The sequence below is a fragment of the Zemynaea arenosa genome (genome assembly GCF_004614185.1).
Lineage (GTDB): Bacteria > Pseudomonadota > Gammaproteobacteria > Burkholderiales > Burkholderiaceae_D > Telluria > Telluria arenosa.
Window position 1 is genome coordinate 1 of record NZ_SPVF01000132.1, and the last position, 26,474, is coordinate 26,474.

Consider the following 26,474-nt stretch of genomic DNA (forward strand, 5'->3'; position numbering starts at 1 on the left):
CGGACGCCGTGGCGGCCGAGCCGCCCCCGCAGCCCAGCAATGCCAGCAGGGCGGCCATGCACACGGTGTGTCTCATTTCGTCTCCTTATATTGTGTTGGCTTGTCTTGATTGACTTTCACGTACTTCATGATGCTGCGGAAGGTGTCGGTCCAGTACTCGCCCCGGTGCGCGGCCAGGTAGCGCAGCAGCTCCTCGTGCGCCTCGTTCGACGTGGCCAGGTGATCGCCGCCGATGCCATGGAAGGTGAAGTTCACCATCGTCCCGCGCTGCGCCGCGCGCTGCACGATGGCGATCAGCTGCGCACCCGTCAGCCCCACCGGCGCCAGCACCGGCACCGCATACGGATCGAGCGTGCGCATGTCGTCGATCACGCCGCTGCCCGGTCCCGCCTTGATGGCGACGAAGCTGGCGCGCACCAGCGGCAGGTAGTCGCCGCCGCGCGCCACATGATCCCCGCACGGCACGGTGTAGGTGCGCTCGTGCTCTCCGTCGAGCGCCTGCAGCAGCGTGTTGGCCAGCAGTACCTGCTCCTGCATCTGCCCCGCCAGCGTCGTATCCAGATCGCGCCGCGGCTGCAGCCACGCGCGGTCCGGCTGGCTGCCGGAGCACTGGTGGAACAGACTGTGGTTGCCCAGTTCATGCCCGGCGCGCGCCGCGGCCCGCCATTCCTCCATGCGCTGGGCGATCGTGGGGCTGGCCAGCTCCAGGTAGAAGCTGGCCTTCAGCCCATGGCGGTTCAGGGCCGGGATGGCGTTGTCCAGCTGCGACGGCGCCGCGTCGTCGTAGGCCAGGCTGACCGCGGCACGGGCGCCGTGCGGCCAGGGGAACGGCGCGCCGCTCACCGTGCGCGCGGCCCGGTCGGAACCCGCCACCGGCGCAGCCGCCTCCTGCGCCGCCACATCCCCGCCGACGGCCAGGTGCACCGCCAGCGCGACCAGCCCCGGAGCCGCATGCCATGTCGTTCGAGTCATCGGATCCCCTCGCAGATTGGAAACGTTACCATATCGTGAAAAAAATATATCACCGCCCGTTTTGGACCGTCAAACGGAATCGTTCCCAACGATTTCCCGCCCGCCGCCGGACGCGTGGCCCGGAATCTGTTGCGCCGTTGTCCACAAAGGAGGAATGGCCCCAAATGTTCAGAATATTTCGTTGACAATTTATATTGCCCATCCTAATATTCAACCAGCTCATATGGAAACGTTTCCATAAGCAGCGGGACTGCACCGGAACCCGACCCGCGAGGAATCGGTTCCACCAGTGTCAGGCCGGCGATTCGCACCACGCCCAGGGCGGCCCAGAGAAGGCGCGGGGCGAACCATTCAGAGAAAAACCAGGAGACCAGATGCACTATCCCAAAGCAAAACGCAATTTGCTGAGCTTGGCGGTTGCCAGTGCCTGCACGACCTTCCTCGTGCCGGCCTATGCTCAGGAACAGACCCCGGCCACCACGGCCAATGATTCGACCACCCAGCCCGCCGTCCAGCAGGTGACCGTCACCGGCTTCCGCGCAGCTTTGGCCACCTCGCTCGGCCTGAAGCGCAATTCGGACGGTATCGTCGACGGCATCGTCGCCGCCGACATCGGCAAATTCCCGGACACGAACCTGGCCGAATCGCTGCAGCGCATCTCGGGCGTGTCGATCGACCGCAGCATCGGCGAAGGCTCCAAGGTTACCGTGCGTGGCGTGGGCCCCGACTTCAACATGGTGCTGCTGAACGGCCGCCAGATGCCGACCTCGAACCTGGGCGACCTGAATGGCCGCGCGTTCGACTTCGCCAACCTGGCCTCCGAAGCGATCTCCCAGATCCAGGTCTACAAGACCAGCCGCGCCGAGACCCCGACCGGCGGTATCGGCGCCACCCTGAACGTGATGACCAGCCGTCCGCTGGACGTGAAAGGCACCCAGGCCACCGTGGGCGTGAAGGGCGTGTACGACACCTCGATGAAGCACCTGCCGGGCGACGTCAAGCCAAGCAAGTCGGTGACGCCGGAGATCTCGGGCCTGTACTCCACCACCAGCGCCGACGGCAAGTTCGGCGTGGCGCTGTCGGCCAGCTACCAGGAACGCAACCTGGGCTACAACCAGGCCGCGGTGCCGGGCGGCTGGCGCGGTCCGTTCCGCGGCGATGAGAACAACTGGGGCACGCTGACCGGTGACTCGACCGCCCAGAACAAGCCGAAGCCCACCGACATGTACGCGGTGCCGCAGAACCTGAACTACTCGATGAACGGCGTGGAGCGCAAGCGCACCAACGCCCAGCTGACCCTCCAGTGGGAGCCGGTCAAGGAACTGCGCACCACCCTGGACTACACCTACTCCGAGAACAAGATCGCGACCCGCCGCAACGACGTGTCGGCGTGGTTCAACTTCGGCAAGTCGGATTCCACCTGGACCAATGGCCCGGTGGCCGCACCGCTGGTGTACACGGAGATCATCAACCCCGCCACCAGCGACATCGCGATGGGCGGCGGCTTGTTCGCCACCAAGACCCAGAACAAGTCGCTGGGCTTCAACGCGGACTGGAAGTTCTCGCCTGACATGCGCTTCGAATTCGACGTGCACCACTCGACCGCCGAATCGATGGCCGACAGCCCGTGGGGTTCGAGCAGCACGCTCGGTACCGCAAGCTTCAGCCGCGGCACCACCACCGCCGACTTCTCGAACGACTTCCCGGTCCTGTCGATCCAGGGCGCAGACTTCGTCCGGGCCGGCCAGCAGGTCACCGGCTCGGTGTTCCAGCGCGGCTACATGAAAGGCATCGTCGACCAGGCGCAGGTCAAGGGCCGCATCAACATCGGTGAAGCGTCCAACCTGAAGTTTGGCCTGGGCGCGACCGATGTGTCCAACCGCTCCGCGTTCTCCAACAACCAGCGTGACGACACCTGGGGCGGCGCCACCAAGGCATCGGACTATCCGAGCAGCCTGTGGCACCAGGAGAGCCTGCGCCAGTACTTCAGCAAGCTCTCGGGCAGCGACAATCCGAACCTCTTCAACACCTTCTACACCTTCAACTTCGAAGAGGTGCGTGCGCTGGCCGCCAAGGTCACCGGCAAGCCGGAGCTGTACCAGCCGAAGCCCGATGGCGTGTGGGACACCGACCAGCGTACCAAGGAGAAGTCCAAGTCGCTCTACCTCCAGTTCAACACCGACTGGGACACCGCGATGCCGCAGCATACCTCCCTCGGCCTGCGCTATGAGAAGACCGATGTGACCTCCAGCGCGCAGGTGCTGAGCGCCACGGGCATCTCGATGTCGTCGGCGAACGAGTTGAACCTGATCCAGGGTGCGCCGACCTTCACCACGCTGACTGGTGCATACAACAACCTGCTCCCGAGCCTGGACTACGACATCGACCTGCGCTCCGACATCAAGCTGCGCGCCAGCTACGGCGAGACCATCGGCCGTCCGCGCTGGGACCAGATCCAGGGCGGCCAGGTGCTGAACTCCCTGGTGCGTGTGAACGGCGGTACCGGTTCGCAGGGTAACCCGGGCCTGAAGCCGGTCAAGTCGAAGAACTTCGACCTGTCGCTCGAGTGGTACTACGACAAGCAGAGCTTCCTGGCGATGAACTTCTTCAAGAAGAACCTGGAGGACTACGCCGGCCAGTCGCAGATCACTGCCACTCCGTTCAATCTGCCCACCCCGATTGGCGGCAAGTACTGGACCCAGGCGCAGGCGGCCACCAGCTGCGGCAACGATGCAGTCTGCATCCGCAACTACATCTTCCGCAACTTCAACGGCCAGCCGGGTGTGACGCGCGGCGCGGATGACGTCAACGGCAATGCGACCGGTACCCTGGTCGGCCAGCCGGGCGATCCGATCGCGCAGTTCCAGATCAACTCCTTCAGCAACCAGAAGGAAGCCAGCCTGCATGGCCTGGAGTTCAACGTCCAGCACATGTTCGGCAACACCGGCTTCGGTGTGCAGGCCAACTACACCTACGTGCACTCCGGCCTGACCTACGATAACTTCAAGGCCGGCGAGCAGTTCGCGCTGGTGGGTCTGTCGAATTCGGCCAACCTGGTGGGTATCTACGAGGACGACAAGTGGTCCATGCGCGCGGCCTACAACTGGCGCGGCGAGTTCCTCAATTCCACCTTCGACAGTGCCGGTCCGAACCCGCAGTACACGGAGCCGTACGGCCAGCTGGATATCTCGGTGAGCTACAACATCACGCCGAAACTGTCCGTCAGCTTCGAGGGCATCAACGTGACCGACGAGACCTCGCGCTCGCACGGCCGCAACGAGCGGATGGTGGACTACGCAACCCAGACCGGCCCGCGCTGGATGGCTGGCCTGCGCTACAAGTTCTGATGTCGTAAAGGTTTCGATGATGTGGTCCCCTCGCATCATCGGGAAGCTCTGACGAAACGGCTGCTGGCCTGCCAGCAGCCGTTTCCGTTAGACTGAGTCGTTCGTAGCAAACTTGGAATTCTCATGGTGGATCGCTCGGATCAAACCATCCGGCATATCGTGATCGTAGGCGGTGGCTCGGCCGGCTGGCTGACTGCCGGTGTGCTGGCAGCAGATCACCGTGCCGCAGCGCCGGACGGGCTGCGCATTACCCTGATCGAATCCCCGGACGTGCCGCCGATCGGCGTCGGCGAAGGTACCTGGCCTTCCATGCGCGATACGCTGCGCCGTATCGGCGTCTCCGAATCGGCCTTCTTCCGTTCCTGCGATGCCGCCTTCAAGCAGGGCTCATTGTTCCGCGGCTGGCGCGATGGCAGCGCCCAGGATTACTACTTCCACCCCTTCAGCCTTCCGCAAGGCTTCGGCGATGCGCCGCTCGCCGAACGCTGGCTGCAGCGTTTTACAGACACCCCGTTCGCCGACTTGGCCAGCCACCAGCCGCACCTGTGCGCGCAGGGCCGCGCGCCCAAGCAGATGGCGACGCCGGAATTCGCATCGGTGGCCAACTACGGCTACCACCTGGACGCGGGCAAGTTCGGCCTGTTCCTGCGCCAGCACTGCGTGGAGAGGCTGGGCGTGCGCTGGGTGCCGGACCATGTCGTCGGCATCGAAGCGCACGACAACGGCGATGTGCGCGCCGTACGTACTCGCGAGCACGGCGCCATCGAGGCCGACCTGTTCGTGGACTGCACCGGCATGCAGTCCCTCCTGCTGGGCAAGCACTACGAGGTCCCCTTCGTCTCGCAGAAGCAGGTGCTGTTCAACGACAGCGCGCTCGCCGTGCAGGTGCCGTACGCGCACGAAGATGCGCCGATCGCCTCGCAGACCACCTCCACCGCGCAGGGCAGCGGCTGGATCTGGGACATCGGCCTGCCCGCGCGGCGCGGCATCGGCCATGTGTATTCGAGCGCGCACACCACGGACGACAAGGCGGAGCACGAGCTGCGCGCCTACGTGCACGCCAGCGGCGGCCCGGCACCGGATGACCAGCCCAGGCCGCGCAAGCTGACCTTCCAGCCCGGCTACCGCGAGCGCTTCTGGCATCGCAACGTGGTTGCCATCGGCCTGTCCTCCGGCTTCATCGAGCCGCTGGAAGCGTCCGCGCTGGCGATGGTGGAGCTGTCCGCCGCCATGCTGAGCGACAATATGCCCGCCACCCGCGCGGACATGGACATCGTCGCGCGCCGCTTCAACGACGCCTTCCGCTACCGGTGGGAACGCGTCATCGATTTTCTCAAGCTGCACTATGTGCTGAGTGACCGCACCGACAGCGCCTATTGGCAGGACAACCGCGCGGAGGCATCGGTGCCGGAGCGCGTGCGCGAGCTGCTCGCGCTGTGGCGCCACCGGCCACCCTCGCGCCTGGACTTCCACCGGCTGGACGAAGTGTTCCCCGCCGCGAGCTACCAGTACGTCCTCTATGGCATGGGCTTCCGCACCGCACCGACCACGCACGCCGCCTGGCGCGACGCGGAGACGGCCGACGAGCACTTCCGCCAGGCCGCCGCTCTCACCACCCGCATGCTCGGCGCCTTGCCCGGCAACCGGGACCTGATCAACCACATCTGCCGCCACGGTCTGACTCGGATCTAAACCGGCACTCATTCACCCAACGCAAGGCCACCAATGCCAAATACCGTTTTGCTGAACAACGTCGACCACAAGGACCTGCGCGTGATCACCGAGCGCGGGGCCCAGTACGGCGACAACGTGAGCTTTGCCCTGACCTTCCCAAGCGAATTCCGCGCGCTGCAATCGCACTATCCGATCGTCTTCCGTAAAAACGGCGACGGCAGCAGCTTCGAAGCCATCGCGCTGCTCGGCTTCGTGGAAGGCGAAAACCTGTTCCTGGAACAGAACCGCTGGGACGCCACTTATATCCCGCTGACCGTCGACCGGCTGCCCTTCCTGATCGGGCGCGATGGCGAGGAGCTGATGATCCACGTCGACCTGGACCACCCGCGCGTACACAAGGGTGGAGAAGCGGGCGAGCCAGTGTTCCTGCAGTACGGCGGCAACACCGAATACCTGGAAGGCGTCTCGCAAAAGCTGAAGGACATTCACGAAGGCTTGCAGCGCAACGGCGCCTTCATGGCCGCGCTGCTGTCGCTGGAGCTGCTGGAACCATTCGTACTGGACATCCAGTTGAATGACGGCTCGCAGAACCGTCTGGCCGGCTTCTACACCATCAACGAAGACCGCCTGGCCGGCCTGGATGGCGCCACCCTGGAACGCCTGAATGCCAACGGCTACCTGCAGGCGATCTACATGGTGGTCGCGTCGCTCAACAACTTCCGCAGCCTGATCGACCGCAAGAACCGCCGGAATGCCATCGATCTCTGATTCCCCGGCCGCTCCGTCCCAGCTGCGCGCCATCCGCGAGGTCCACGGCCTCACGCCGCAGACGCTGACGGACGACCTGCTCGCATCCACCGAGCCACTGATCCTGCGCGGCCTGGTGTCGGAGTGGCCCGCCACCCAGGCCGGCCTGCGCTCCGCCGCCGACGGCGACGCCTACCTGCGCCAGTTCTACCGCGACGCGACCGTCAATGCGATGCTCGGCACGCCCGAGATCAAGGGACGCTTCTTCTACAACGAGGATGTCACCGGCTTTAACTTCTTCACCACCCGCGCGCGGCTGGATGCGGTGCTGGCGGAGATGCGCGACCACCTCGACGACGAGCAGCCGCCCGCCATCTACGTCGGCTCCACCACCATCGAGACCGCGCTGCCGGGCTTCCGCGAAGCGAACGACCTGCAGTTGGGCGCGCGCGATCCCCTGGCCAGCATCTGGATCGGCAACCGGAGCCGCATCGCCGCCCACTACGACCTGCCGGACAACATCGCCTGCGTCGTGATGGGCCGCCGCCGCTTCACTTTGTTCCCGCCGGAGCAGCTGGCCAACTTGTACGTCGGCCCGCTCGACTTCACGCCCGCCGGGCAGGCCATCAGCATGGTCGACTTCCACCAGCCGGACCTGCAGCGCTTCCCGCGCTTTGCGGAAGCGCTGCGCCACGCGCACGTGGCGGAGATGGAACCGGGGGATGCCCTGTTCATCCCCAGCATGTGGTGGCACCACGTGGAAGCGCTGGACCGCTTCAATGTGCTGGTCAACTACTGGTGGCGCCAGGCGCCCGGCTACATGGACACGCCGACCAATGCGCTGATGCTGGCGGTGCTGACCATGCGCGGCCTGCCGCCGGAGCAGCGTGCCGCGTGGCAGGAGATCTTCCGCCACTACATCTTCGAGCCGAGTGAGGAGAGCCTCGCCCACATTCCGCCGCACGCGCGCCACGCGCTGGCGCCGCTGACCGAGGATGGCGCGCGGGTGCTGCGCGGCCAGCTGCTCAAGCGCCTCAACCGATAACACACATAACAGAATTCAAGACAGGAGACCCATCGTGCAGAACAGCTCCACCCCAGCAGGCCGCCCGGTGCGGCGCGTTGTTATCGCCGGCGGCGGCACGGCCGGCTGGATGGCCGCAGCGGCCCTGTCCCGCATTCTCGGCAAGCGCCTCGACCTCACCCTGGTGGAGTCGGACGAAATCGGCACCGTCGGCGTGGGCGAAGCGACCATCCCGACCCTGCTCAACTTCCACAACATCCTGGAGATCAACGAGCGCGAATTCATGGCCGCGACCATGGCCACCTTCAAGCTCGGGATCAGCTTCGAGAACTGGCGCAACGTCAACGAGGACTACATCCACTCGTTCGGCCTGACCGGCACCGACCACTGGACCGCGGGCTTCCAGCACTTCTGGATGAAGGGCCGCGAGCGCGGGCTGGCCAGCGACTACGGCGACTACTGCCTGGAGCTGAAGGCCGCGCAGGCGCTCAAGTTCGCGCACCTGCCCAACAACGGCATGAATTACGCCTACCACATGGACGCATCGCGCTACTCGCGCTTCCTGCGCACCATGAGCGAGCACCATGGGACCAAACGGGTGGAGGGCAAGATCGCCAAGGTCAACACGGATGCCGCCACGGGGCACATCACCTCGCTGACGCTGGATTCCGGCAGCACCATCGAGGGCGATCTGTTCATCGACTGTACCGGCTTCCGCGCCCTGCTGATCGGGCAGACCATGGGCGTGCCGTACGAGGACTGGTCGCACTGGCTGTTCAACGACAGCGCGATCGCGGTGCAGACCGACGCCACCGGCCCGGCCGTGCCGATGACGCGCTCGATCGCGCATGCGTCGGGCTGGCAGTGGCGCATCCCGCTGCAGCACCGCATGGGCAACGGCGTGGTGTTCTCCAGCCGCTACATCGAGGACGATGCGGCCAAGTCGCTGCTTCTATCCACCGTCGCCGGCGAGCCGCTGACCGATCCGCGCGTGATCCGCTTCAAGCCCGGCCAGCGCCCGGAGACCTGGAAGGGCAACTGCGTGGCGCTGGGTCTTTCGTCCGGCTTCCTGGAACCGATCGAGTCGACCAGCATCCACCTGATCCAGCGCGGCATCATCCGGCTGATGCAGATGTTCCCGACCGACGGCATCAGCGCCCATGACGTGGCCGAGTTCAATCGCCAGTCCGCGCGCGAGCTGGAACACATCCGGGACTTCATCATCCTGCACTACAAAGTCACCAACCGCGTGGATTCGCCGTACTGGCGCGCGGCGCGCGAAATGGAGGTCCCGGCCTCGCTCCAGCACCGCATCGACCTGTTCCGCGAGACGGGCCGCGTGTTCCGCGAACCCACCGAACTGTTTGCCGAGAACTCGTGGATCCAGGTGATGCTCGGCCAGGGCATCATGCCGCGCACCCACCACCAGACCGCGGACCTGATGGGCGACCATGAGCTGTCCGGCTTCCTGAACGGCATCCGCGACACCATCGCGCGCACCGTGGCCCAGCTGCCGCCGCACCAGGCCTACGTGCAGCAGTACTGCGGCATCCCCAAGATGTAAGGGTCCAAACAAAAAAGGCCGCCGCGATTGCCCGCGGCGGCCAACCCTAACAGCTCACACTCACTACGCTTACACCGTGACAGGCGGCGCCTCGGCCGCGACTTCCTTGTGCAGGTTGGCGTACTTCACGCCGTAGAACAGGATGTAGGCATAGCAGATCGCCGGCACGTAGAACGACGGCTGCAGCCCGATGGAGTCGGCCACCATCCCTTGCAGGAACGGCACGATCGCGCCACCCACGATGGCCATGCACAGGATCCCCGAGCCCTGGCCGGTGTACTTGCCCAGGCCATGCAGCGCGAGGCTGAAGATGGTCGGGAACATGATGGAATTGAACAGCCCCACCGCGAGGATCGCCCACATCGCCGTGTGGCCGGAGCCGTAGACCGCGGTCAGCACCAGCAGGATCACCGCGGCCGAATTGAAGGCCAGGGTCTTGCCCGGGCTGACGTAGCGCATCACCGCAAAGCCCACGAAGCGGCCGATCAGCGCCCCGCCCCAGTAGTAGCTCACGTACTTGGCCGCTTCCGCCGCCGGCAGGCCCGCGATATGGCCTTCGCCAAGGAAGTTGACCAGGAAGCTGCCGATCGAGACTTCGCCACCCACGTACAGGAAGATACCGAGGGTGCCCAGCACCAGGTGCGGGTAGTTGAGGGCCGAGCCTTTCTCATTCACGCCGTCGATCGATGCGTCGTCGTGCGTGATCTTCGGCAGCTTGGCAACCGCGAACAGCACCGCCAGCACCGCCAGCGCGATAGCCAGGCCGATGTACGGCCCCTGCACGGTCGACACTTCCTGCGCGCGGTGCGCGGCCTGCTCGGCGGGCGAGAGCTTCGCCAGCTGGTCGGCGGCGATGCTGGTGACGGTCCCGAGGATCAGCATACCGCCCACGGCCGGGCCGATGGTGGTGCCGAGTGAATTGAAGGCCTGGGTCAGGGTCAGGCGGCTGGAGGCGGTGCGTGCCGGGCCGAGGACCGTGACGTAGGGGTTGGCGGCCACCTGCAGGATCGTGATCCCGGCCGCCAGCACGAAGAAGGCAAACAGGAACAGGCCGTAGCCGCTCATCGAGGCCGGGTAGAACATCGCGCAACCCGCCGCCGCGACCAGCAGGCCCACCACGGCGCCCTTCTGGTACCCGAGCCGCTTGATCAGCGCCCCGGCGGGAATCGATACGATGAAGTAGGCGCCGAAGAAGCAGAACTGCACCAGCATCGCCTGCACATAGGTCAGCGTGTAGATCGACTTCAGGTGCGGGATCAGCACGTCGTTCAGTGACGTCAGGAGGCCCCACATGAAGAACAGGATGGTGACGATCACCAGCGGCGCGGTGGTGTTACCGGGCGTGGTGTCCAGCGCCGGGTTGACGGCGGTGGTGGAAGAAGAAGCTTGCATGGTGTCTCCGGGGTCTCCGAGTGTCGTTCTGTTTTGACTTCTATTGTTCGGCCGCGATCTTTGCGGACAGCATGGCCGCCACGCCGATCAGGGCCGGGTACTGCTCCGTGATGAGGTAGGTCGGGATGCGCGCGAGGTAGCTGCTGAGCCGCCCCTTGTCCTCGAACCGCTGGCGGAACTGCGATTCGCTGAACAGCTTTCCCAGCCGCGGCACGATGCCGCCGCCGATGTACATGCCGCCCGTCGCGCCCAGGGTCAGCGCCACGTTGCCCGCCACGCTTCCGAGTATTGCACAGAACATCTTCACGGTGGCTTCACAGGCGGCGCTTTCCGCGCCTTGCCCGTCGAGCGCACGGCCAGTGATGTCCGGCGCCGCCAGCCGTTCGCCGGTGCGGGCGCGGTGGATCAGCTCCAGCCCCATGCCGGACAGCAGGCGCTCGGCCGACACGTGGCCGAATTCATTCCACAAAAAGTCGAGGATGCGCGCCTCCTCGCGGTTGTTCGGCGCGAAAGTGGCGTGCCCGCCTTCGCTGGCCAGCGGGACCCAGCCGGTGCCGGCCGGGATCACGCCGCCCACACCGAGGCCGGTGCCAGGGCCGATCAACCCGATGGCGCGGCCGTGCAGCTCTTCGCCGCCGCCAATGCGTTCACGCTGGCTGGGCTGCAGGTATGGCAGCGACATCGCCAGCGCGGTGAAGTCGTTCACCACCAGCAGGGTCGCCAGATTGCGCTCCGTGCGCAGGCCCGAGATGGAGAAGCTCCAGTGGTGATTGGTCATGCTCACCACATCGCTTTCGACCGGATTGGCGATGGCGATGGCGGCATGGCGCACCGACTGCACGGCGTAGCCGCGCTGGCCCGCCAGCGCCAGGTAGGCGCTCATTGCGTCACCGATGGTCGCGTGCTGCGCGCAGCTCAGCACCTCGATGCATTCGAACTGCCCCGGGCCGGTCTGCAGCGCGAACCGGGCGTTGGTGCCGCCGATGTCCGCGAGCAGGCGCAGCTCGTCGAAGGTGGTGATCATTTCAGGTCCTCGCAGCGCACCACATCCGCGCCGGCTGCAGCGCCCCCGGCGATCTCGATGTTCGCGAAGGAGGCGGTGAACGCGCCCTGGCTGGTCACGCCGAACGGGGTGTCGACCTTGGCCAGGTCCGCGCCCTTGGCGGTGAAGCAGGCCAGCGGCACCTTGACGGTCTGCTTGCCCTTGCCGGCCAGGTGCGCGAACAGCGCAGTGGCATTGACGTCGGCGCACTTGCCTGCACCGCACATGGACAGCGTGACCGCGCCCGCCGGTGCGGCGGAGACGATGGTGTCGAAACGCAGCACGCCCTTGTCACTCACGCGGGACGGGAGAGCCAGCGGCTTGGCGCCCTTGGCTTCCAGGGTCGCGGGGCCGCTCCACTTGCCCTGCTTGGCGTCCTGCTGGGTGCTGATCTGCGCGGTCGCCACTTCGATGCCCGGCAGCGTGAACACGGCATTCAGGTCGGCGCCTAGCGGCTTGGTCTCGCTGCCGGAGCGGACGACCAGCGGGAAGCTGGTGCGGTCGGCCTGGCTGTTGACCGGGTAGGTGTTGGAGGCGCCGCCGCAGCCGCCTTCCGGCGTGCTGGCGTCCAGCATACCCAGCTTCGAGCGGGTCGCCTTCTTCAAGCCGTAGTTGAGCGGGAACAGCGGCGCGTAGCCGGCGTCACTGAAGTTGAGCGGCGTCTGGCAGGCGGACTTCGGCCACGAGAACGACAGCTTGCCGGTGAAGTCGTAGGCCTTCGGGCCGGCGACCAGCAGGTCCGCCACGCCCTTGCCCTCGGAGCCCGGCAGCCAGGCAGCAATGAAGGTGTCCGAAAGGTTGAGCAGGTCGTTGACGTACAGCGGACGGCCGGACAGGAACACCGTCACCACCGGCTTGCCCTTGCCCGCGACAGCCTGCAGCACGGCCAGGTCTTCCGGGTAGCGGCTGCTGTGGCGCAGCGTCGCGCCAGGGCCGATGTCGCCATCGCCTTCCGCATACGGGCGCTCGCCAATCACGGCGATCACTGCGTCGTACTTGCTCACGTCGACGCCTGCGGCATCGAGGCTGTAATCCACCTTGCCATTGCCCGCAGCCGCCTTGATCCCGGTGAGGATCGAGTCGCCGTTCGGGAAGTCGGCGTTGGTGTTGTCCGTGCCCTGCCAGGTCAGCGACCAGCCGCCGGACTGGATGGACAGGTTATCCGCGCCCTTGCCCACCACGAGGATCTTCTTCCCTTTCGCGAGCGGCAGGGCCGGGCCTTCGTTCTTGAGCAGCACCAGCGACTGACGCACCGCCTGGCGGGCCAGTGCGCGGTCCTGCAGCGCATCCTGCTTGCCCGCGTAGGCATTCTGCGACGGGCGCTTGCCGAACAGGCCCGCACGCAGCTTGACGCGCACGATGCGGGTCACCGCATCGTCGATACGCGCCATCGGGATCTCGCCCGATTTCACCTGGGCGATGGTATTGGCGATGAAGGCCTTCCAGTCGTCCGGCGCCATGATCATGTCCAACCCAGCGTTGATCGCCTGCGGGCAGCTGTCGACGCGGCAGCCCGGTACCTCGGCGATGCCGTTCCAGTCGCTGACCACGAAGCCATCGAACCCCAGCTTGGTCTTCAGGATGTCGGTGAGCGCACCGCGGCTGCCGTGCATCTTGCCGTAGTTGACGCCATTGGCCACGTCGTCCCAGGTGTTGAAGGAGGCCATGACGGTCTGCGCGCCCGCCTGCAGGCCGCTGTAGTAGCCCTGCGCATGGAGGTTCATCATCTGCGCGGCGCTGGCCTTGGTCACGCCACGGTCCTTGCCCTGGTCCGTGCCGCCGTCGCCCATGAAGTGCTTGATGCTGGCGATGACGTTGGCGTCGTCCTTGAACGCACCCTGCAGGCCGCGCACATAGGGGCCCGCGTAGCTCTTCACCAGCAGCGGATCTTCCGAGAAGCTTTCGTAGGTGCGTCCCCAGCGGTCGTCCTGCACCACCGCCAATGTGGGACCAAAGACCCAGGCCAGGCCGGTGGCGCGCACCGCCTTGCCAGTGGCGGCGCCAATCTTTTCCGCCAGCTTGGGGTCATGGGCGGCGCCGAGGCCGATGTTGTGCGGGTACAGGGTCGCGCCCATCACGTTGTTGTTGCCGTGGACCGCGTCGATACCCCAGATGACCGGGATCTTGACCGGCATGTCGGTGGCCATGGACGCGTCGTAGTAGGCATCGGCCGCCTTGACCCAGTCCGCCGCGGTGGCGCGCTTGTTCATCCCCGGCCAGCTGCCGCCGCCACCGAGCACGGAGCCCAGGAAGTACTTGCGCACGTCGTCCGGCGTCACGGACTTGATCTCGCCCTGCGTCATTTGCCCGATCTTCTGCTCCAGCGTCATCTTGCTCACGATCTCGGCGACGCGCGCTTCCAGCTTGGGATCCTTGGCGATGGCGCTCTGGATGTGCGGCCAGGCCGTCAGCGGCTGGACCGGTGCGGCGAAGGCCGGGAGGGACAGCGCGGCGGCCAGCGCCAGCATGCGGGGGCGGAACGGGGTTTTCATGAAGATGTCTCGATCGTTATTGTGTTTTTGGGGAGCCGCTCAGCCCTCGTGGTGCAGGAAGGCGCGGTACCACTTGCCGCTGTCTTTCAGACGGCGCTGCTGCGAATCGTAGTCGATATGGATCAGGCCAAAACGGCGCAGGTAGCCTTCCGCCCACTCGAAGTTGTCGATCAGGCTCCAGGCAAAATAGCCCTTCACGGGCACGCCGCTGTCGATGGCGTTCTTCATCGCGGCCAGGTGGCGCTTGAGGTAGCGGCGGCGGCCCGCGTCGTCGATGTTCCCGTCCGCGCCGACCACGTCTTCATACGCCGAGCCGTTTTCGGTCACGTAGATCGGGCCCGGATGGTAGTCGGACTGGATGCGGGTGAGGAGGTTGGACAGGCCCTCCGGCGAGACTTCCCAGCCCATCGCGGTCTTCTCGGCGTCCGCTTTCGGCGGCAGCACCTTGGCGTCGAGCGGACCGTGGCCCTGCTCGTCCGCGATGATCTCGGGGAAGTAGTAGTTCACGCCGAGGAAGTCGGTCTTCACCGCGATCGCGTCCATGTCGCCTGGCTCGACGACCGGGTTGGCGTCACCGAAAATCTCGGCCATCTGCGCCGGGTAGCCGCGGCCATACAGCGGGTCGAGGAACCAGCGGTAGCGCAGGCCGTCATGGCGCGCGGCCGCGGCCTGGTCGGCGGCACTGTCGGTGGCGGCGCGCAACGGATGCAGGCTGAGGGCGATGCCCACGCGCGCGTTCGGCACGTTGGCGCGGATCAGCGGGACTGCCTTCCCGTGCGAGAGCAGTACGTGGTGGCACACCTGCAGCGCGGTCTTGAAGTCGGTCAGGCCCGGCGCGTGCACGCCCTCATAGTTGCCGAGGATGGCCGTGCACCACGGCTCGTTATGCGTGATCCAGTTGGTGACGCGGTCGCCCAGGCGGCGCGTGACCGCGTCCACGAACTGCAGGTACGCATCGACCGTGGCGCGGTTGGCCCAGCCGCCCTGCTCCTGCAGGTGCTGCGGCAGGTCCCAGTGGTACAGCGTGGCCCACGGCTCCAGGCCGCGTTCCAGCATGCCGTCCACCAGGCGCGAATAGAAGTCGAGGCCCTTCTCGTTGACCTGTCCATCCTCGGTGATGATGCGCGGCCAGGCGATCGAGAAGCGGTAGGCATTGATGCCCATGCTGCGCGCGATGTCGAAATCCTCCGGCCAGCGGTGGTAGTGATCGCAGGCGACCGCGCCGTTGGAGCCGTCGCGGATCTTGCCGGGCGTCGCGCAGAAGCGGTCCCAGATCGATTCGACCCGGCCATCCTCGGCCCCGGCCCCTTCGATCTGGTACGACGAGGTGGCACAGCCCCACAGGAAGTCGGAGGCGAAATCGGCACGCGCCGGGGCTTGTGGCTCGGGGCTGGTTGGTGTCGTCGTCATATCTCGTCAGGTAGTTATGGTTCTAGAGTAGCAGAATTTGGAAAGGTTTCCAATCTCGACGTAAAAAAAGGCCGCTCCACGGTGACAAGGGAGCGGCTTTACCGCGGCTTGCGCGGCTTCGATCCAGCCCGGGCCAGCGATGCCCGCAGCGTCACGCTGACGGGGAAGGTGCGGGTCACGGGGCGCTTCAGGTCATAGCACAGGTTCAGCAGGGCATTCAGGCCGTTCTCGGTCATCTCGCGCCATGGCATGTGGACGGAGGTCAGGCGCGGCGCCGAGAACGCGGCGCTGGGCGTGTCGTCGTAGCCGATCACGGACAGGTCGTGCGGCACGCGAATGCCGGCTTCCTGGAAATAGGAGAGCGCGCCCACCGCCATCTCGTCGTTGGCGCAGAACAGCGCGGTGAACGGGTGGCCGGACTCGGTCAGCTCCTTGGCCGCGGCCCAGCCGCCAGCCGGCGAGAAGTCGCTTTCGACCACCCACATGGTGTTGGTGTCGACGCCCGCCTCCTCCAGCTCCGCGCGGAAGCCGCGCAGGCGCGCCACGTTGTCGGGCAGGACCGCCGGGCCGCCGACCACCGCGATGTCGCGGTGCTTGTGGTCCAGCAGGGTGCGCGCCGCCAGGCGGCCGCCCAGTTCATGGTCCACCGTGAAGCACTGCTCGGGGATGCTGTCGAATTGATGGTTGAGGGCCACCAGCCGGTTCTGCGCAGGGCCCAGCTGTGCAAGGTCGTCCTCGTTCAGGGCGCCGGTCATCATGATCAGGCCATCGCACCCGCGCTCGATCAGGAACTGGATCCCTTCCATGGCCTGGCGGCGCTGGTCGCCCACGCCGGAGCCGAAGGCCACCACCATGTGCAGGCCCGCCGAACGCAGCTCGGTGTCGATGATCTGCAGGATCGGGGTGTAGAAGGTGCCCGAGAGGACCGGGATGTACACGCCGATCATCTGCGAGGAGCCGGACAGCAGCGCGCGCGCCGCGTGCGAGGGGCGGAATCCGAGTTCGTCGATGGCCTTCTTCACGCGGGCGAGCGTCGCGGGCGACACCGAGCCCTTCCCGCTGACCACGCGGGAGGCCGTCCCCAGCCCGACTCCGGCCAGGCGCGCTACGTCTTTAATGGTGGCCAATCCGACTACCCCGTTTCAAAAATAGCCGCAAGCATAGCACTTGGCGGCTTGCGATGTTTACAAGCGGTTACCCGTCTTTTGGTCAAACAGCGAGACCCGCGCGGTGTCGATGCCGAAGGCCACCTGCTGGCCGGGTTCCACCGCGCGCGTGCCGGTCACGATGGAGGACAGCTGTTGCCCGCCGCACTCGATCCACGCCACCTGGTGGTTCCCCATCGGCTCCACCAGTGCGATGGTGCCAGTCAGCGGACCGTCTCCAATACTGATGCACTCGGGGCGCACACCCAGCGTGACCGCCCCCCGCACCCCGGCGTCCATGGGCAGCGAAAGCGCGGGTGACATGAAGCGGCCTGCGGCATCCACCTCGCCGTCCACGAAGTTCATCGACGGCGATCCGAGGAACCCAGCCACGAAGCGGTTGGCCGGGCGGTCATACACGTCGCCCGGGGTGCCAATCTGCTGGATCTCGCCCGCTTTCATCACCACGATGCGGGAGGCCAGCGTCATCGCCTCGACCTGGTCGTGGGTCACGTAGATCATGGTGGAACCCAGGCGCTGGTGCAGTACCTTCAGCTCGCGCCGCAGCTCGGTGCGCAGCTTCGCATCGAGGTTGGACAGCGGCTCGTCGAACAGGAAGACGCCCGCGTCGCGCACCAGGGCGCGGCCGATGGCCACGCGCTGCCGCTGGCCGCCGGAGAGCTGGGACGGTTTGCGGTCCAGCAGCGCGTCCAGCTGCAGCATCGACGCCACGTGGTCCACGCGGCGGCGGATCTCGGCCTTGGGCGTGCCGGACACGCGCAGGCCGAACGACATGTTCTTCTCGACCGTCATGGTCGGGTACAGCGCGTACGACTGGAACACCATGCCGATTCCGCGCTCGCTCGGGTCGGCGTCGCTCATGTCGCGGCCACCGATCTCGATGGCGCCGCTGGTGGTGTCGATCAGCCCCGCGATCGAATGCAGCAGCGTGGACTTGCCGCAGCCGGAAGGGCCGAGCAACACCAGGAATTCACCTTCCTGCACCTGCAGGTCCAGGTCCCGGATGATCGGGTTGCCCTTCAGCGTGATGCACAGGTTGCGGAGTACGACGTCGGACATTGCGTCAGCCTTTCACGGCGCCGGCGGCGATGCCGCGCACGAACCAGCGTCCGGAGATGAAGTAGACCGCCAGCGGCACCGCGGCGGTCAGGATGGTGGCGGCCATGTTCACGTTGTACTGGCGCACGCCGGTGGTGGTATTGATGACGTTATTGAGCTGCACCGTCATCGGCAAGTGGTCGCGCCCCGCGAACACCAGGCCCAGTATGTAGTCGTTCCACACCCCCGTCACTTGCATGATGGCGGCCACCACGATCATCGGCGTGGACATCGGCAGCATCACCTGCAGGAAGATGCGCCAGAAGCCGCCGCCGTCGATGCGCGCCGCCTGGAACAGCTCATGCGGCACGGAGGCGTAGTAATTGCGGAACAGGAGCGTCATCATCGGCATGCCGAAGATGAGGTGCACGATCACGATCGACGGCAGGGAACCGAACACGCCGGCCGTGGCGAGCAGGCGTACCAGCGGATAGATCATCACCTGCACCGGGATGAAGGCGCCGGCCAGCAGCACGGCGAACAGCATCCCTGCGCCGCGCGGGCGCCAGAACGACAAGGCGTAGCCGTTGATGGCGCCGAGCAGGATCGGGATGATGGTCGAGGGCACGGTGATCGCCACCGAATTCCAGAACCCGGCCTTGACGCCCTCGCAGGCCGCGCCAGTACAGACCTGGCTCCAGGCCTGGCGCCACGGCTCCAGGGTGAACTGCAGCGGGAACGCAAAGATGTTCCCGGCGCGGATCTCGTCCATCGGCTTGACCGACGTCACCAGCATGATGTACAGCGGGAGCAGGAAGAACAGCGCGGCGCTGACCAGGAAGGCGTAGATGCCGAGCCGCGCGGGCGACCAGCGGCGCTTGCGCTTCGCTGCGCCGGCGGTGCTGCGCGGACGGGACAAGGTCTCCACATCGGCCGGTGCCACGCGCTGCAGGGCCGGGCCGTTCATGCGCGCTCCTTGCGGCTGCGGGCGTAGAGGTAGGGCGCGACTAGTGCGATCACGGGGATCAGCATCAGCACCGCGCCGGCCGAGGCCAGGCCGATGTTCGAACGCAGGAACAGGTGGTCCATGATGAACTTGGCCGGGACTTCGCTGGCGGTGCCGGGGCCGCCCTGGGTCATCGCGACCACCGCGTCGAACAGCTTGAAGACCGCCACGGCCAGCAGCATGAAGGCGGTGGCGACGGACGGGCCGAGCATGGGCAGCACCACGTGCAGGTAGACGCGCCAGGCGGGAATGCCTTCCAGCCGCGCGGCGCGCCAGATGTCGGGGTCCACGCCGCGCAGGCCAGCCAGCATCAGCGCCATCACCAGGCCGGAGAACTGCCACACCGTCGCAATGACGATGGTGTAGATCGCCATGTCCTGGTCCACGATCCAGTCGAATTCGAAGTCCGGGTAGCCGAACATGCGCACCGCGTGCTCGATGCCCTTGCCCGGCGTGAGCATCCACTGCCAGACCACGCCAGTGGCCACGAAGGACATCGCGTACGGATACAGGAAGATGGTGCGCAAGGCACCCTCGCCCATCACGTTCTGGTCGATGAACACGGCCAGCAGGAAGCCGATCACGATGCAGGCCAGGATGAACAGCACGCCGTAGATGGCGATGTTGTGCACCGAGAGCATCCAGCGCTCGTTGTCGAACAGGCGCTCGTACTGCGCCAGGCCGATGAAATTGTCGCTGGCGAAGGTGCGCGAGCTGGTGAACGAGGTCCGCAGGGTCCACAGCACCGAGCCGAGATAGGCCACGATGACGGTGGCCGCCATCGGCAGCAGCGCCGCGAACGGCGTCACCTTGCGGAAGGCACGGGCGAGCATCGGTGCTTACTCGTCCCGCAGCGCGGCAGCGATGCTCTTCTGGGCCTTCTCGACCGTCATATTGGTATTCCAGAAGGCGGTCAGCACGTCCTGCAGCTGGCCGTTCTGGTCCGGGGACAGGTACACCTCGGTGATGCCAAGGACGCGCGAGCGGTCCTTCATGATCGCGATGCCTTTCTGCGCGCAGACGTCCATCTTCGATGCGTCGACATCCGGCCGCATCGGGATCGAGCCTTTCAGCTGGCTGAATGCCACCTGGGTCTGCGGCTGCGTCACCACGCTGGCCAGCAGCTTCTGGGCCTTGACGGCATCGGGCTTATTCGTCTTCGGGAACACGAACACGTCGCCCTGGATCAGGTACGGCGCCTGGGCGCCGAGGCCGGGGATGCAGCCGAACTGCTCGCCCGCCTTCATGTTGGCGGCATTGAATTCACCCTTGGCCCAGTCGCCCATGATCTGGAACCCGGCCTTGCCGCGAATGAGCAGCGAGGTCGCGTCGTTCCAGTTGCGGCCCGGGGAGCCGGTGTCGATGTACGAGTGCAGGCGCTTGAAGGCCAGCAGCACATTGCGGAAGGCCGGCGAATTGATGACGCGCTGGTCGCGGTGCTGCAGCACCTGCAGGTACATCTCGCGCCCACCCATGTTGGCCAGCAGGGACGAGAACAGGATAGTCTCCTGCCACGATTGGCCGCCGTGCGCCAGCGGGATCAGTCCCGCGGCTTTCAGCTTGTCCAGCGCGGCGAAGAATTCGTTGATGTTCTCCGGTTCCTTGGTGACGCCCGCCTTTTTCAGGGCAGCCTTGGAATACCAGATCCACGCCTGCATGTGGATGTTGAGCGGCACCGCGTAGTAGTGGCCCTTGACCTTGATGGTATTGACCACGGTCTGCGGCAGCATGGTGTCCCAGTGCTGCTGGGCGGCGATGTCGTCGACGTTATTGAGCAGGCCCTGCTCGATGATGTCCGCGAACTGCTTGGTGGTGTTGAACTGCGCGGCTGTCGGGGGATTGCCCCCGACGATGCGGTTGATGGTGACCGCGCGGGACTGGTCGCCGCCCGCGATCGCGGTGTCGATCCAGGTGCCGCCGGCGGCGCGATAGGCCTGCGCCACTTGCTTGACGGCGGCCGATTCGCCACCCGAGGTCCACCAGTGAATCACTTCCGCTGTGGGGCCGGCGTGCGCTGCTGCCGACGCCAGAAGACTAGCGCCAAGCGCCGCTGCGTATGCTTTGTACATCGTGTCTCCGTCAACTTCCCGCGTCGTGTGTGGAGCGATTGGAAACGTTCCCACAGACTTTGTCCGACTATAGCATCGGCTGAAATTGAGTGTCAAACACTATTCCAGCGCGTGCGGAGACACGCTACCTTGCAATCAAGGCGATTGCAAGGCTTACGGCCGGGTGCTGACTGGCCAACCTGCTTACTTGGCCTTCCACTTGCCGCCCTGGAGTTCACAGCTGGACTTCACGTCCGGCAGGTCCTTGGGGTCGCGCTTGTAGTAGTAGGCGGAGATCTGGCGGGAGAACACGCCCACGCACACGCCCTGGGCCTGGGCAGGGCAGGCGTCCATGTAAGTGACCTTGGGCGGCGCGCCGAGGGCCGCGCCCATCTTGGCGATCTGGTTGCAGGCTTCCAGGAAGTCGGCGGGCTTGGCGCCGCCGTTCTGCATGCAGTCCTTGCTCTCGATGGTCTGGCCGGCGAATTTCAGGCTGCCCTCCAGCAGGCAGGCGTTCTGGCCCGCGTAGGCCGGGGCGACCGCCGCGGCCACTGCCAGCAGTCCAATGAATACACGTACGGGTTTCGCGAATCGCATTCCAGCCTCAAAAGTCATGACAAATGAACCGATTCTAGGGAAACCCTGTCAGCGCGGCTGCCCCCCAGGTTGAGGGGAGTCGTGAAACGTGTGGTGGGCGCCGTCGGTGGACGGTTCCAAGTGCGGCGGGGCGTCGATCACCATCACCGGCGTGCCGTTGGCAGCGCCCCGGTTGGCCGGCAGCGGCGGCCAGGCGGGCAGGCCTGCACCATCGGGCGCGCCGGTCTTGATGAAGTTCGCAAACCAGGCCTGCATGACGCGCGAGACTTCGCGGTCGGTCGGCGTCCACGCGTAAACCTTGTTCCCGTCCAGATTCCCCATGGCGTATTCGATTTCGGCGGAGTGGGTGGCCCCCGGAGCGCCCGGACGCGGGTGCGTGTAGTAGTAACGCCAGGTGGGCTGGCCACTGGTGCGGGCGTGCAGGTCCAGCCACTTCCAGGTGCCGTAGCCGATGAAGCGGTCGCTCCCCAGCTCGCGCGCGGCGGTCTCGATGTCGCCTGCGTAGGCGCGGCGGGCGTCAGGGGCGCGGTCACCGTACAACTTGCGCAGGGCGGCCATGAAGGACTCTTCGTTCACCGGGCCCTCGCCGAGGACGGAGCGGGCGTCGGATTCCTGGGCGTTCCATCCCGCGAGCAGCGGGACTTTGGCCTGTTTCCCGGCGGCGTACATCGCTAGCGGCGGCTCCGGCAGCATGTGGCCGTCGATATTGACCCTGAAGCGGCCCGCATCCGGCTTGCCGGCGGCGGCCAGCAATGCCTCGCCGCTCAGGGCGCGCAGCTGCTTGAGGGTGGGTGCGCCCGCCGATTGGGCGAAGCGCTGGCCGTTGGCCTCAGCCTCCTTCAGCGTCGGCAGGGCCATGAGGCCGAGCAGGGAGCCGCTCTCGCCGATGGCGCCGGCGATGGTGTCCCTGGCCAGCGGAGAGATCATCTGCGCGCTGACCGAGAACGAACCGGCCGATTCACCGGCGATCGTGACGCGGCGCGGGTCGCCACCGAAGGCTGCAATGTTCTTCCTGACCCACTGGAGCGCGGCGGCCTGGTCGAGCAGGCCGTAGTTGCCGGAGGCCTTGTGTGGAGACTCTTTGGTCAGCTCGGGGTGGGCGAAGAAGCCGAAGACGCCGAGGCGGTAGTTGACCGTGACCGCGACGATGCCCTGCTTCGCCAGGCTGGCGCCGTCGTAGCGCGGCTCGGAGCCATCGCCAGCCTGGAAGCCGCCGCCGTAGAAGTAGACCAGCACGGGGAGCTTGTCCTTGGCCCCCGTGGCCGGAGTCCAGACGTTGAGATAGAGGCAGTCCTCGCTCATGCCGTTCGAGCGGAACACCATGTCGCTGAAGAGAGGCAGCTGCATGCAGCGCGGGCCGAAGCGGTTGGCCGCGCGGTCACGCTTCCACTTTGCGGCGGGCTGCGGCGCTTTCCAGCGGCGGGCGCCAATGGGCGCGGCGGCGTACGGGACGCCTTTGAAGGTCAGCAGGCCATCGGCTTCGCGCACCCCGTGCAGGGTGCCTTCGGCCACCTGCACGCGCGGCGCCGGAGCGGATTCGGCATGTGCGGGCAGGATGGTCACCGGGAGCAGCAGACCAAGCAGGGTACGAAGCAGCGCAGGGGTCATGACGGGCAGGATGGAGGTCGCAAAGTGGATCACATCATGGCCGATTCCGCACCACTCGACAATCACACGTCTTCACGTTGGCTTCACGGCGGCGCCGCCGGGCGCCTTAACGCTTGGCAGCTGCCTGCGCTAGAAATTCTGGCGCACGCCCAGCGCCAGGGCGCGACGGCTGCCGTAAAGACGGCCTTCATCGTACACCGCGGTGGCCAGCGCATACACCTTCGAGCGTGCGCTCAGGTTGTAGTTGTAGCCGAGGGTCCTCTGCCGCGCCCCGCGTTCGCCCGGCAGCGCGCCGCCATACGCGCTCGCCTGCGCGACATTCACGTGGAATTCGGACGCCCCCGCGTGCCACGCCACCGCCACCCGTCCCAGCAGACGCCGTCCGCTGCCAAATACGTTGCGGTCCAGCTCCACATACGCCGCCAGCTCCAGCGGGCCGGCTTGCCACAGCCCCCGTACACTGCGCTCGTAGCGCACCCCATCCTGCCCACTGGAGAGCGCCAGCGACATTCCGGGCCGCGTCCACGCCAGCAAGTACGCCGTACCCGCACGCCCGGTCACCATTGGGTCGGCGCGCCAGCTGGCCGCCTGCATCGTCCACCGGTCCGCATGGAGCGTGACGACCATCTTGTGCTGCAGCGGCTCGACATGGGCGAACAACGCATCGGACGAGATTCCCGTATCGTGGTTATGCAGGCTGACCACGTCGGTGATGGCCAGGTAAGCCGTGCTGCCCACGCTGCCCATGCTGAGCTTCACATTGGGCGTGCCGAAGAACAGCTCCGCGCCACGGTCGAAGCCCGAGCCATACGGCTTGCCGGTGGTGGCATCGAAACCCATCTCCAGGTGCACGCCCGATTCGAGCCCCGACCTGGTGCGCTCGACCTCCATGATGCCGAAGCGCGACGCATTGTCGCCCACCTGGAAGCGCGGCCCGCCCGCCTCGGTGCGCCGCTCGACCGACACATTCAGGCGGCCGTACAGCTGCAAGTCCGCGCTGGCAGGCAGTGCGAACAGGAGCGCCAGCGTCAGGACCGCCGCGAAAATCAGAGGATGGGAGCGAAGAGACATCCAGTAGATGCTAGCCCGCCAGCGATCCCACCAAAAGTGCCACCGGCAGCAAAAAATATGGAGCCACATGAAACCATCACCGCTATACTCGGCGGATGGACTACCGCGTACTCCTGGCAAGCTTCGAACGCACGCAGGACGTGGCCGGATGGCCGCGCCAGCGGGTCATCCACGCCTGCCTGCGTGCCGCCATCATGGACGGCCAGCTTCCCGCCGGCACGCGCCTGCTGGCCACGCGCGCCCTCGCCGGCGAATTGCAGGTCGCCCGCAACACCGTGCTGTACGCCTACGACCAACTGGCCACCGAAGGGCTGATCCTCGGCACGCCACGCGGTTCCACGGTGGCGCCGATCGCCTCCGATGCGGCGCGCGCGCGCGTCAAGCCACCGGCGCGCAGCAACGCCATCGCGCGGCGCATGCAGGGTTTGCGCGGCTTGCCCTCATCCGGCGCCGAAGCGCGCGCGTTTGCCCCCGGTGTGCCCGCGCTGGACCTGTTCCCGCTGGTCCAGTGGCGCAAGCAGGTCGAACGCGCGTGGCGCGAGATGCAGCCCGCCGACCTGAATTACGCCGACCCGGCGGGCGTGCCCGAACTGCGCGCCGAAATCCGCAGCTACCTCGCCGCTTCGCGCGGGGTGCGCTGCGAGACCGACCAGGTCTTCATCACCAGCGGCACGCAGGCCAGCCTGGAACTGTGTGCGCGCACGCTCGCCGATGCAGGCGCCATCACCTGGATCGGCAACCCCGGCTATGGCGGCGCGCTGGCCGCCTTCCGGGCGGCGCAGCTGCGCACCATCGGCATCGTCGTCGATGACGAAGGCCTGAACCCCACGGCACAGGACTGGCAGCTGCGCACCCCGCGCCTGATCTACACCACGCCCTCGCACCAGTACCCGACCGGCGGAGTGCTCGGCATGGCGCGGCGCCTGGCCCTGATCGAGCAGGCCGCGCGCGTCGGCGCGCTGGTGATCGAGGACGACTACGACAGCGAATTCCGGCACGACGGGCCGCCCCTCCCCGCGATGCAAGGGCTGGTCGCCGACGCGCCGGTGATCTACGTCGGCACCTTCAGCAAGACGCTGTTCCCGTCTCTGCGCACGGCCTATCTCGTGGTCCCGCGCACGCTGGTGGAACCGCTACAGGCCGTGCTGGCGCGGATGCCGCCGCATGGCCGCGTGGCCGACCAGCTGGCGCTCGCGAACTTCCTGCACAGCGGCCAGTTCGGCGTGCATCTGCGGCGCATGCGCCGCATCTACCGCGGCCGGCGCGACATCCTGCTCGATGCGCTGGAACGGCACCTCGGCCATTGCGGCACGGTGCATGGTGCCTCTGCGGGCATGCACCTCGCGCTGCGCTTTGCCAGCGGCGCGCCGCCGGACACCGAGGTGGCGCAGGCGGTCCTGGATGCGGGCGTGGTGGCGCGCGCCCTGAGCGCCCACGCGACGGGTGTGCGCGACCACGGATGGAATGGACTGATGTTCGGCTATTCGCAGGTGCCGGAAGCCGAGATCGAGCCACTGATCAAGCGTCTCGCCCGCGTCATCGCGCAATACGGCCGTTAACGACAAAGCCCGCCACGCGGCGGGCTTCGGCAGGCCGACGATGCAGCTTACGCGGCGCGCTTGCGGCGCACGGCCGCGGCACCGGCGAGGCCAAGGCCGAACAGCGCCAGCGACGCCGGTTCCGGCACAGTGCCCTGGCGGGGTGCGTCGCTCAGCGCCACGTCATCGATCAGGAAAAAGTTTCCGAAGTCGAAACGCAGCTGGTCGACCGCCCCGCTGCCGCCGGTGAAACGGGTCCACTCGCCGTTCAGGGTGAAGGTGGAGCTCCACACCTCCACGCCATTGTTGTAGCCGTAGATGGTCGCGTCGCGCTCATCCGTGCCCCAGGTACGCGCCCACACGCCGTCGAAGGCGAAGTCGCTGCCATCGTCCTTGGCAAGGGTGCCGACGCCGCCCCAGTTGTTCAGGCCCGTAAAGCTGCCGCTCACGGAGCCGTACGGCCAGTACCATGGGCTGCCGGTGTCCACCCACGCCAGGAAGGGTAGTGCTTCGCCGGAGTTTTCGGCGCCGAGGACATAACCATGGTAGCTACCGCGGATGGCATCCGCGCTGCCGAGGGTAGCGCCGGGGTAGTCGTCAAAGGTCAGGACCGTCGCGCTGGCGGACAGGGACAGCGCTGCGAACAGGGAGGCAAGGAAAATCCGTTTCATGATCTCTTAAGGGTTAAATTGACGAGATCACTTATGCAAAACTTGTGCCAATAGGAAATTCATGTTG

At 66.4% G+C, this 26,474-nt stretch carries 20 protein-coding genes; 6 read left to right on the forward strand and 14 right to left on the reverse strand.

Translation table 11 applies throughout. The features are described 5' to 3' along the window. Positions 1-72: 72 nt before the first annotated feature. Positions 73-972: a polysaccharide deacetylase family protein gene (locus E4L96_RS10370; protein ID WP_181017606.1), complete on the reverse strand. Its 900-nt coding sequence runs from the start codon at positions 970-972 to the stop codon at positions 73-75. 374 nt (positions 973-1,346) lie between these two features. On the opposite strand from E4L96_RS10370, the gene E4L96_RS10375 reads away from it, so the two are divergent. The 5 genes from E4L96_RS10375 (at position 1,347) to E4L96_RS10395 (ending at position 9,328) form a co-directional block, all read left to right on the forward strand. Then, positions 1,347-4,319 (forward strand): TonB-dependent receptor, encoded by a 2,973-nt coding sequence (locus E4L96_RS10375; RefSeq protein ID WP_135207144.1) that lies wholly within the window; start codon positions 1,347-1,349, stop codon positions 4,317-4,319. A gap of 123 nt (positions 4,320-4,442) precedes the next feature. Then, the gene (locus E4L96_RS10380) at positions 4,443-6,011 is read left to right on the forward strand and encodes a tryptophan halogenase family protein (protein ID WP_135207145.1); all 1,569 of its coding nucleotides are present in this window, start codon (positions 4,443-4,445) and stop codon (positions 6,009-6,011) included. 33 nt (positions 6,012-6,044) lie between these two features. Beyond that, positions 6,045-6,761, forward strand: a complete 717-nt coding sequence (locus E4L96_RS10385; RefSeq protein WP_135207146.1) for a SapC family protein — start codon at positions 6,045-6,047, stop codon at positions 6,759-6,761. Further along, the gene (locus tag E4L96_RS10390) at positions 6,745-7,785 is read left to right on the forward strand and encodes a cupin-like domain-containing protein (protein ID WP_135207147.1); all 1,041 of its coding nucleotides are present in this window, start codon (positions 6,745-6,747) and stop codon (positions 7,783-7,785) included. Before E4L96_RS10385 ends, E4L96_RS10390 begins: the two co-directional genes overlap by 17 nt. 34 nt (positions 7,786-7,819) lie before the next feature. Next, on the forward strand, positions 7,820-9,328 hold the full coding sequence (locus E4L96_RS10395) for a tryptophan halogenase family protein (protein WP_267874327.1): 1,509 nt from the start codon (positions 7,820-7,822) through the stop codon (positions 9,326-9,328). Positions 9,329-9,397: 69 nt separating this feature from the next. On the opposite strand, the gene fucP is transcribed toward E4L96_RS10395, so the two are convergent. The 12 genes from fucP to E4L96_RS10455 form a co-directional block, all read right to left on the reverse strand. Continuing rightward, positions 9,398-10,720 carry an L-fucose:H+ symporter permease gene (gene fucP, locus E4L96_RS10400; RefSeq protein ID WP_135207149.1) on the reverse strand — a complete coding sequence of 441 codons (1,323 nt, stop codon included), beginning with the start codon at positions 10,718-10,720 and terminating at the stop codon, positions 9,398-9,400. A 40-nt stretch (positions 10,721-10,760) separates the two neighbouring features. Next, positions 10,761-11,744 carry a glucokinase gene (locus E4L96_RS10405; protein WP_135207150.1) on the reverse strand — a complete coding sequence of 328 codons (984 nt, stop codon included), beginning with the start codon at positions 11,742-11,744 and terminating at the stop codon, positions 10,761-10,763. Continuing rightward, a complete protein-coding gene (locus tag E4L96_RS10410; protein WP_135207151.1) occupies positions 11,741-14,254 on the reverse strand; it encodes a glycoside hydrolase family 3 protein in 2,514 nt (837 codons plus the stop codon). The genes E4L96_RS10405 and E4L96_RS10410 overlap by 4 nt, the downstream gene beginning before the upstream one ends. Before the next feature lie 39 nt (positions 14,255-14,293). After that, positions 14,294-15,664, reverse strand: a complete 1,371-nt coding sequence (locus tag E4L96_RS10415) for a GH1 family beta-glucosidase (RefSeq protein ID WP_135207152.1) — start codon at positions 15,662-15,664, stop codon at positions 14,294-14,296. Positions 15,665-15,762: 98 nt separating this feature from the next. After that, positions 15,763-16,791 (reverse strand): LacI family DNA-binding transcriptional regulator, encoded by a 1,029-nt coding sequence (locus E4L96_RS10420; RefSeq protein WP_135207153.1) that lies wholly within the window; start codon positions 16,789-16,791, stop codon positions 15,763-15,765. A gap of 57 nt (positions 16,792-16,848) precedes the next feature. Then, positions 16,849-17,889: an ABC transporter ATP-binding protein gene (locus tag E4L96_RS10425; protein ID WP_135207154.1), complete on the reverse strand. Its 1,041-nt coding sequence runs from the start codon at positions 17,887-17,889 to the stop codon at positions 16,849-16,851. A 4-nt stretch (positions 17,890-17,893) separates the two neighbouring features. Beyond that, positions 17,894-18,835 (reverse strand): carbohydrate ABC transporter permease, encoded by a 942-nt coding sequence (locus E4L96_RS10430; RefSeq protein WP_135207155.1) that lies wholly within the window; start codon positions 18,833-18,835, stop codon positions 17,894-17,896. Further along, a complete protein-coding gene (locus E4L96_RS10435) occupies positions 18,832-19,707 on the reverse strand; it encodes a carbohydrate ABC transporter permease (RefSeq protein WP_135207156.1) in 876 nt (291 codons plus the stop codon). The genes E4L96_RS10430 and E4L96_RS10435 overlap by 4 nt, the downstream gene beginning before the upstream one ends. 6 nt (positions 19,708-19,713) lie before the next feature. Then, positions 19,714-20,943, reverse strand: a complete 1,230-nt coding sequence (locus tag E4L96_RS10440; protein WP_135207157.1) for an ABC transporter substrate-binding protein — start codon at positions 20,941-20,943, stop codon at positions 19,714-19,716. Between the two features lie 183 nt (positions 20,944-21,126). Further along, a complete protein-coding gene (locus E4L96_RS10445) occupies positions 21,127-21,519 on the reverse strand; it encodes a hypothetical protein (RefSeq protein ID WP_135207158.1) in 393 nt (130 codons plus the stop codon). A gap of 48 nt (positions 21,520-21,567) precedes the next feature. Next, positions 21,568-23,193 (reverse strand): carboxylesterase/lipase family protein, encoded by a 1,626-nt coding sequence (locus E4L96_RS10450; protein ID WP_229414390.1) that lies wholly within the window; start codon positions 23,191-23,193, stop codon positions 21,568-21,570. A 63-nt stretch (positions 23,194-23,256) separates the two neighbouring features. Next, on the reverse strand, positions 23,257-24,198 hold the full coding sequence (locus E4L96_RS10455; protein ID WP_167758654.1) for a porin: 942 nt from the start codon (positions 24,196-24,198) through the stop codon (positions 23,257-23,259). Between the two features lie 95 nt (positions 24,199-24,293). Here E4L96_RS10455 and pdxR point away from each other — a divergent pair, with 95 nt between their 5' ends. After that, positions 24,294-25,757, forward strand: coding sequence for a MocR-like pyridoxine biosynthesis transcription factor PdxR (gene pdxR, locus E4L96_RS10460; protein ID WP_135207160.1), 1,464 nt, complete (start codon positions 24,294-24,296; stop codon positions 25,755-25,757). A gap of 47 nt (positions 25,758-25,804) precedes the next feature. Here the strand turns inward: pdxR and E4L96_RS10465 are convergent, their stop codons facing one another. Continuing rightward, on the reverse strand, positions 25,805-26,407 hold the full coding sequence (locus E4L96_RS10465) for a PEP-CTERM sorting domain-containing protein (protein ID WP_135207161.1): 603 nt from the start codon (positions 26,405-26,407) through the stop codon (positions 25,805-25,807). Positions 26,408-26,474: the final 67 nt, after the last annotated feature.

Bases quoted from the DNA above. Each gene is read 5' to 3' on its own strand.
- E4L96_RS10440 (WP_135207157.1), bottom strand. From the start codon at position 20,943: ATGTACAAAGCATACGCAGCGGCGCTTGGCGCTAGTCTTCTGGCGTCG.
- pdxR (WP_135207160.1), top strand. From the start codon at position 24,294: ATGGACTACCGCGTACTCCTGGCAAGCTTCGAACGCACGCAGGACGTG.
- E4L96_RS10390 (WP_135207147.1), top strand. From the start codon at position 6,745: ATGCCATCGATCTCTGATTCCCCGGCCGCTCCGTCCCAGCTGCGCGCC.
- fucP (WP_135207149.1), bottom strand. From the start codon at position 10,720: ATGCAAGCTTCTTCTTCCACCACCGCCGTCAACCCGGCGCTGGACACC.
- E4L96_RS10380 (WP_135207145.1), top strand. From the start codon at position 4,443: ATGGTGGATCGCTCGGATCAAACCATCCGGCATATCGTGATCGTAGGC.
- E4L96_RS10415 (WP_135207152.1), bottom strand. From the start codon at position 15,664: ATGACGACGACACCAACCAGCCCCGAGCCACAAGCCCCGGCGCGTGCC.
- E4L96_RS10385 (WP_135207146.1), top strand. From the start codon at position 6,045: ATGCCAAATACCGTTTTGCTGAACAACGTCGACCACAAGGACCTGCGC.
- E4L96_RS10425 (WP_135207154.1), bottom strand. From the start codon at position 17,889: ATGTCCGACGTCGTACTCCGCAACCTGTGCATCACGCTGAAGGGCAAC.
- E4L96_RS10430 (WP_135207155.1), bottom strand. From the start codon at position 18,835: ATGAACGGCCCGGCCCTGCAGCGCGTGGCACCGGCCGATGTGGAGACC.
- E4L96_RS10435 (WP_135207156.1), bottom strand. From the start codon at position 19,707: ATGCTCGCCCGTGCCTTCCGCAAGGTGACGCCGTTCGCGGCGCTGCTG.
- E4L96_RS10405 (WP_135207150.1), bottom strand. From the start codon at position 11,744: ATGATCACCACCTTCGACGAGCTGCGCCTGCTCGCGGACATCGGCGGC.
- E4L96_RS10465 (WP_135207161.1), bottom strand. From the start codon at position 26,407: ATGAAACGGATTTTCCTTGCCTCCCTGTTCGCAGCGCTGTCCCTGTCC.
- E4L96_RS10370 (WP_181017606.1), bottom strand. From the start codon at position 972: ATGACTCGAACGACATGGCATGCGGCTCCGGGGCTGGTCGCGCTGGCG.
- E4L96_RS10375 (WP_135207144.1), top strand. From the start codon at position 1,347: ATGCACTATCCCAAAGCAAAACGCAATTTGCTGAGCTTGGCGGTTGCC.
- E4L96_RS10455 (WP_167758654.1), bottom strand. From the start codon at position 24,198: ATGTCTCTTCGCTCCCATCCTCTGATTTTCGCGGCGGTCCTGACGCTG.
- E4L96_RS10445 (WP_135207158.1), bottom strand. From the start codon at position 21,519: ATGCGATTCGCGAAACCCGTACGTGTATTCATTGGACTGCTGGCAGTG.
- E4L96_RS10410 (WP_135207151.1), bottom strand. From the start codon at position 14,254: ATGAAAACCCCGTTCCGCCCCCGCATGCTGGCGCTGGCCGCCGCGCTG.